Origin of the sequence: Dietzia aerolata (assembly GCF_014144865.1) — a bacterium.
Taxonomy (GTDB): Bacteria; Actinomycetota; Actinomycetes; order Mycobacteriales; family Mycobacteriaceae; genus Dietzia; species Dietzia aerolata.
In genome coordinates this window covers 1-6,453 of record NZ_JAALDM010000139.1, presented here as the reverse complement: position 1 = coordinate 6,453, position 6,453 = coordinate 1, and the positions used below count along the sequence as shown (strand labels likewise).

6 protein-coding genes and 1 pseudogene are annotated in these 6,453 nt (G+C 68.4%); 4 read left to right on the top strand and 3 right to left on the bottom strand.

The window, feature by feature from the left end; all coding sequences use genetic code 11:
* Positions 1–216, top strand: a pseudogene (locus G6016_RS09345) (acetyl-CoA C-acyltransferase); the annotation flags it as partial.
* Positions 217–422: 206 nt separating this feature from the next.
* Here G6016_RS09345 and catC read toward each other — a convergent pair.
* The 3 genes from catC to catA form a co-directional block, all read right to left on the bottom strand.
* On the bottom strand, positions 423–707 hold the full coding sequence (gene catC, locus G6016_RS09340) for a muconolactone Delta-isomerase (protein WP_182632402.1): 285 nt from the start codon (positions 705–707) through the stop codon (positions 423–425).
* Positions 708–739: 32 nt separating this feature from the next.
* The gene (locus tag G6016_RS09335) at positions 740–1,861 is read right to left on the bottom strand and encodes a muconate/chloromuconate family cycloisomerase (protein WP_182632401.1); all 1,122 of its coding nucleotides are present in this window, start codon (positions 1,859–1,861) and stop codon (positions 740–742) included.
* A gap of 116 nt (positions 1,862–1,977) precedes the next feature.
* Positions 1,978–2,844 carry a catechol 1,2-dioxygenase gene (gene catA, locus G6016_RS09330; RefSeq protein WP_182632400.1) on the bottom strand — a complete coding sequence of 289 codons (867 nt, stop codon included), beginning with the start codon at positions 2,842–2,844 and terminating at the stop codon, positions 1,978–1,980.
* Positions 2,845–3,206: 362 nt separating this feature from the next.
* Between catA and benA the strand changes: the two genes are divergently transcribed.
* From benA to benC, 3 genes are all read left to right on the top strand, one after another.
* The gene (gene benA, locus G6016_RS09325; RefSeq protein WP_182632399.1) at positions 3,207–4,610 is read left to right on the top strand and encodes a benzoate 1,2-dioxygenase large subunit; all 1,404 of its coding nucleotides are present in this window, start codon (positions 3,207–3,209) and stop codon (positions 4,608–4,610) included.
* 40 nt (positions 4,611–4,650) lie between these two features.
* The gene (gene benB, locus G6016_RS09320; protein ID WP_182632398.1) at positions 4,651–5,160 is read left to right on the top strand and encodes a benzoate 1,2-dioxygenase small subunit; all 510 of its coding nucleotides are present in this window, start codon (positions 4,651–4,653) and stop codon (positions 5,158–5,160) included.
* Between the two features lie 11 nt (positions 5,161–5,171).
* A partial coding sequence (benC, locus tag G6016_RS09315) for a benzoate 1,2-dioxygenase electron transfer component BenC (protein ID WP_182632397.1) occupies positions 5,172–6,453 on the top strand: 1,282 nt, incomplete at its 3' end.

The following is a 6,453-nucleotide window of genomic DNA, read 5'->3' as shown; positions in this document are numbered from 1 at the left end:
CTGTCCGTCATGCGCGAGTGGGACATCGACCCCGCCTCCGAGCACCTCAACCCGCACGGCTCCGGCATCTCGCTCGGCCACCCCGTCGGCGCGACCGGCGCCCGCATGCTCGCCACGCTGTCGCGCGAGATGGTGCGGCGCGACGCCCAGTGGGGCCTGGAGACCATGTGCATCGGCGGCGGCCAGGGCCTGGCGGCGGTGTTCGAGCGCGTGTGATCCGCGTTCGCGCCGTGTGACGCCCCGGCAGGGGCCCACGGTCCGCGACGAGATCGACGACGACAACGACGAGGCCCGCACCTCCTCTCAGGGGGTGCGGGCATCGTCATCGTCTGCCCGGGCGGCTACCGGGGTGCGGGACGCTCTGCGCACAGCACTCGGCCCGCGACCCGGGAGATACCGGGGCGCGGGCCGAGTCGGCGCTGTCAGTCGTCGATGCGCGAGGGGTGGCGGGTCAGCGCCATGACCTCCATGTCCATGTACGGGAACAGGGGCAGGCCCTGGAGGATCTCGTGCAGCTCGTCGGCCGACTCCACGTCGAAGATGCTGATGTTGGAGTACTGGCCGACGATGCGCCAGAGCTCACGCCACTTGCCGGAGCGCTGCAGCTCCTGGCTGTAGGCCTTCTCGCGGGCGACGGTCTCGGCGCGGACCTCGGGGTCGAGGTCGTGGGGGATGTTGACGTCCATGCGGACGTGGAACAGGGCCATGGGGCTCTCCTTCGTGTGGGGGCGGTTCGGGTTCAGCGGCGGGTGAAGCGCTCGACGGCGTCGTGGTCCAGCTCGAGGCCGGTGCCGGGGCCCTCGGGCAGGAAGACCCGGCCGGACTCGTAGCGGATCGGCTCGGTGACGTACGACTCGGCCATGAGCAGCGGACCGAACAGTTCGGAGCCGTAGTTGAACCCGGGCTCGGCGCACGCCAGGTGCAGAGACGCCGCCGTGCCGATGGGGCCCTCGAGCGACGTGGCGGCGTGGCAGGCCACACCGGCGGCGCGGGCGATCGCCACGACCTCCTTGCTGCGGGTCAGGCCGCCGAGCTTGGTGGTCTTGACCGCGATCACGCCGGCAGCGTCCCGGCGGACCACCTCGAGGGCGTCGTGCGGGGACTGCACGGACTCATCCGCCATGAACTGCACGGGCAGGGTCTGGTTGAGCTCGGCGAGCACTTCGATCTGCTCGGTGGGGGTGGGCTGCTCGATGAGCTCGATCCCCGCCTCCACGAGCCCGGGCAGGTACATGTTGGCGGTGAGCCGGTCCCAGCGGGCGTTGATGTCCACCCGCAGGCTGGCCCGTCCGTCCAGCCGCTCGGCCAGCGCGGCGATCCGGGCCACGTCCTCGGCCGGGTCGAGGGCACCCATCTTGAGCTTGAAGCTGCGGTGGCGGTCCGAGTCCAGCAGGCCGGTGATCTCGTCGACCATCTCGTCCAGCGGCATGGCGCCCAGGGCCCAGGTGCACTCGATCGAGTCGCGAGCGGCACCGCCGAGGAGGGAACGCAGCGGGACGTCGAGGGCGCGGGCCCAGGCGTCGAACATCGCGATCTCCAGCGCGGCCTTGGCGAACCGGCCGCGCGAGACCACCCCTTCCATGGCGTCGAGCACGGCGGGGACCTCGTCCACGCGGCGACCGATCGCGACGGGGGCCAGGTACTTCTCCACGAGGATCTGCATGGTCTCCGCGGACTCGCCGCCCCACCAGGGGCCGCCCGGGGTGACGCCCTCGCCGTGCCCCACCACGCCGTCCTCGGTCGTGACCGACACCAGCAGCACCGACTGGGCGGTGGCGGTGGAGGTGGCGAACTTGTGGGGCCGGATGAGCGGCACGTCGAGGATTCGGGTCTCGACGGAACGAATGGTCAGGTTGGTCATGATCAAGCCTCTGTCCTGGGGTCTAGCACCGGCGCCCCGGCCGCTCGTGGCGGCCGGGGCGGACGATGGTGATGGTCACCGCGCGGGGTACGGCGCGGTTACTCGCATGGGGTGTCTCAGGCGACGTAGCGCTTGTCCGAGACCGGGTCCAGGACGAAGTCGTAGACGACCTCGTCGATGCCCTCGGCACCCGGCTTCGGGTCGAGGATCAGCTCGGGCTTGACGGCGCCGGCGACGTCATCGTCGACCCACTGGCCACCCTGGAAGTACAGCTGCGTGGTGATCAGACGCTTGCCCGGGGCCGTCACCTTCAGGTGCAGGTGGGCGGGGCGCCACGGGTGGCCGCCGTAGCTGGCGATGAACTCGCCGGTCGGGCCGTCGTGCGGGATCTGGTAGGGGGCCGGCTGGATGGTCTCGATCTCGTAGTTGCCGTCGGCATCCGTGGAGAAGGTGGCGCGCAGGTTCCACTCGGGAATGCCCAGGCCGTCGTCGAACTGCGAGTAGTAGCCGTCCGAGTCGGCGTGCCAGAGCTCGACGGACGCGCCCTCGATGCCCTTGCCGTCCAGGTCGCGGACCTGGCCCTTGAAGATCAGGGCGGTGCCCTTCTCGTCCTCACGCATCGGCATCTTTGCCTTGGAACCGAGGTTCGGGGCGTCCGGCACGTAGTAGGGGCCCTCGATCGAGCCCATGGTGCCGTTGAAGATGCGGCTGTTCGAATCCTCGATGAAGTGCTCGAGGAACACATCGAGCCACAGCGGCCACTCGCCACCCTCGCCCACGTCGATGAGCCACTGCTTGAGGACGCGGTACTCGTCGTAGGTGACCTCGTGCTCGAAGATGACCTCACCGAGCTTGGCGAGGACGTCCTTGTAGATGGCGGCAGCGCGCTCGGTTGAGGTGTCACAGGTGACACGGTTGCCCTTGAACTTGTCGGTGGCGGCGTTGCCGGAACCGGCGGCGGTGGGGACTGCGGTGGTGGACATGACGCTCCCTGATGGTGTGGAGGGGACTGATCTGGTCGGGATGACTGGATCGGGCCGGCGGAACCTGCCTGCTTCGGCGGTGTTCCGGTTCGGCCGATGACCACACTGTGCACCCTCCGATTGTGTGTCGTCAATCACGGATTCTGCATCTGTAGAGGCGTGAATGTGCGCATGGCGAACCGTTAAAGAACGTTTCCGCAGGTGGAAGTACGGAGGCGGCGCGCTTGTTCGCATGGCGAACGCCCGGCACCTAGGCGTGACTAGGCAGTGCCCTAGTGTGACCGGGCACACAGTAGGGCACGGTGGTGTGACACCGGCAACAGGCCGCCATCGGCCGGCCCCGACCCCGCGAGGAGAATTCGATGTCGGATCGACTCGACCACCTGCAGCACACCCTGGACACCGCGCTCGAGGACCGCCCCGAGGAGGGCATCGTCCGAGCGAACCGTCGGATCTTCACGGACGAGGAGATCTTCGAGCTCGAGATGAAGCACATCTTCGAGGGCAACTGGGTGTACCTGGCCCACGAGAGCCAGATCCCGGAGGTGGGCGACTACTTCACCACCGACATCGGCCGCCAGCCCGTGGTGATCACCCGCGGCAAGGACGGCGAGCTCAACCTGCTGATCAACGCGTGCTCACACCGCGGAGCGATGCTGTGCCGCCGCAAGACCGACAACCGCACCACGCTGACGTGCCCGTTCCACGGCTGGACGTTCTCCAACTCCGGCGAGTTGCTCAAGGTCAAGGACCCCCGCGACGCCGGCTACCCGGAACAGTTCAACAAGGACGGATCGCACGACCTGCGTCGCGTGGCCAAGTTCGCCAACTACCGCGGCTTCCTGTTCGGCAGCCTCAACCCCGACGTGCTGCCGATCGAAGAGCACCTGGGAGACAGCCGGACGATCATCGACATGATGGTCGACCAGTCCCCCGAGGGCCTGGAGGTGCTGCGTGGCTCGTCCACCTACACCTACGACGGCAACTGGAAGCTGCAGGCCGAGAACGGCGCGGACGGCTACCACGTCTCCGCCACCCACTGGAACTACGCCGCCACCACCGCCCGCCGTGGATCGGGTGAGTCCAAGAACGAGACCAAGGCGATGGACGCCGGCACCTGGGGCAAGCAGGGTGGCGGCTACTGGTCCTTCGACCACGGCCACCTGCTGCTGTGGATGTGGTGGGGCAACCCGGAGGACCGCCCCCTGTGGGAGCGTCGCCAGGAGCTGGCCGACCAGATCGGCACGAAGAAGGCCGAGTTCATGGTGGGCGCCTCGCGCAACCTGTGCCTCTACCCGAACGTCTACCTGATGGACCAGTTCTCCAGCCAGATCCGGCACTTCAAGCCGATCTCCGTGGACCAGACCGAGGTCACCATCTACTGCATCGCCCCCAAGGGCGAGAGCGCCGAGGCCCGCGCCGCCCGCATCCGCCAGTACGAGGACTTCTTCAACGCCACCGGCATGGCCACCCCGGACGACCTGGAGGAGTTCCGCTCCTGTCAGAAGACCTACCTCGCCGAGGCGGCGCCGTGGAACGACATGACCCGCGGCAGCACACACCAGCTCAATGGCCCCGACGAGACGGCCCGCGGCCTGGGCATGACCAACGTGCTGTCCTCCGGCGCCAAGACCGAGGACGAGGGCCTGTACCCGATCCAGCACGGCTACTGGCTGGAGACCATGCGGCGCGCCCTCGAGGCGGAGGAAGCAGCCGCCGAGGCCAAGGGCGACGCCCCGCGCGCCTCGGTCTCCGCCGACGCCTGATCCCCGCCACCCCCACACTTCAAGCAAGAAAGGACAGACCATGTCCGCACCCGTGACGGCGTCGATCTCGGTCGACGAGATCTCCGCCTTCCTGTTCCGCGAGGCCCGACTCCTGGACGACCGCCAGTTCGAGCAGTGGATCGAGTGCTACCGCGAGGACGCGATGTACTGGATGCCCGCCTGGGACGACAACGGCGAGCTCACCACCGACCCGTACTCGGAGATCAGCCTGATCTTCTACCCCAACCGGGCCGGCATCGAGGACCGCGTGTTCCGCATCCGCACCGAGCGCTCGTCGGCCACGTCCCTGCCCGAGCCCCGCACGAATCACCTCATCAGCAACATCGAGGTGCTCGAGCGCCGCCCCGGCGAGGTGGACATCCGCTTCAACTGGCTGTCCTCGTACTTCCGCTACAACACCACGGACCAGTACTTCGGCACGTCCTTCTACACGCTCGACGTGACCGGCGAGACGCCGCTGATCACCTACAAGAAGGTCGTGCTCAAGAACGACTACATCCATCACATCGTCGACGTCTACATGGTGTGAGGAGACCTGATATGACCTTCAAGGTTGCGCTGAGTTTCGAGGACGGGGTGACGCGGTTCATCAACTGCGGCCCCACCGAAACCGTCGCCGACGCCTCCTACAAGGCGCGCATCAACATCCCGCTCGACTGCCGCGACGGAGCGTGCGGCACGTGTAAATCGCTCTGCGAGTCGGGCACGTTCGACGGCGGCGACTACATCGACGACGCCCTCACCGACGACGAGGCCGACGCCGGCTACTGCCTGCCGTGCCAGATGGTCCCGCAGTCCGACCTGGTGGTCCAGATCCCCACCACCTCGGACGTGGCCAAGACCGCGGCGGCCGCACACCCGGCCACGGTGACCTCCGTCGAGCGCCTAGCCGAGGGCGCATTCGCGCTGACCGTGGAACTGGATGACCGCGCGGCCCTGGCGTTCCTGCCGGGCCAGTACGTGAACATCGCGGTACCCGGCACCGACCAGACCCGCTCGTACTCGTTCTCCACCGGCGCCGACGCGAACCACCTGTCCTTCCTCATCAAGTACGCCGCCGGTGGCGCGATGTCGGAGTACCTCGCGCAGCACTGCGCCGTGGGTGACCGTCTGGAGCTGACCGGGCCGATGGGCTCGTTCTTCCTGCGCGAGTCCGAGCGTCCGCTGTTGCTGCTCGCCGGCGGCACCGGCCTGGCCCCGGTCCTGTCGATCCTGGAGACCCTCGCGGCGGCCGGCACCTCCGGGCGCCCGATCCACCTGATCTACGGCACCTCCCTGGACACCGACGTGGTGTACACGGACCTGCTCGACGAGTACACGACCCGCATGCCCGGCATGACCTGGGACCTGGTCGTCTCGGATCCGGACACCGTTCACCCCAACAGCGGGTATGTGACGGGCCTGATCACGCCCGAGCACCTGCACGACGGGACCGCCGACATCTACCTGTGCGGTCCGCCGCCGATGGTCGAGGCGGTGCGCGGCCACCTGGACGCCGAGGGTCTGCAGGTGACGCACTTCTACTACGAGAAGTTCACGCCCGCCACGACCCCGGCCACCACCGAGACGGCTGCCACGGAATCGCCCACAGAGATGGCCGACACGGCGACCGCCTCCCCGGAGGCCACGGCAACGGAGACGACCGAGACGAACACGGTCGCCGAGCCCGAGCCCGCTGCGGTCGAGGGCGGCGACGTCGTCGTCGTTCCCGATGAGGGCGAGTCCTCCCCCGCCGCGACGGTCCCACCCGCGGCGAGCACCGCGGCGGCCTCTCGGACCTCGCACGTGGCCCGGCCCGCGGGCGTCACGACGCTCATCTCGC